Source organism: Streptomyces griseicoloratus, from assembly GCF_014534645.1.
In the GTDB taxonomy this organism is placed as follows: Bacteria; Actinomycetota; Actinomycetes; order Streptomycetales; family Streptomycetaceae; genus Streptomyces; species Streptomyces griseicoloratus.
Genome location: NZ_JACVQF010000021.1, coordinates 1 through 254 on the forward strand (window position 1 = coordinate 1; position 254 = coordinate 254).

1 tRNA gene is annotated in these 254 nt (G+C 60.2%); it reads right to left on the reverse strand.

Annotation, left to right across the window (positions count from 1 at the left end):
• Positions 1–92 precede the first annotated feature (92 nt).
• A tRNA-Glu gene (locus H0H10_RS00290) sits at positions 93–165 on the reverse strand.
• Positions 166–254 lie beyond the last annotated feature (89 nt).

The window sequence follows — 254 nt, forward strand, 5'->3', positions numbered from 1 at the left end:
CGGATTCGAACCGGCGCTACCGCCTTGAGAGGGCGGCGTGCTAGGCCGCTACACAACGGGGGCCCTAGCGATCATCTCGTGAGAGATCACCGTACCCCCGACCGGATTCGAACCGGCGCTACTGCCTTGAGAGGGCAGCGTGCTAGGCCGCTACACAACGGGGGCTTTGCAGATAAGCTCTGCGAGCTGGCCTACCTGGACTCGAACCAAGACTAACTGAACCAGAATCAGTCGTGCTGCCAATTACACCATAG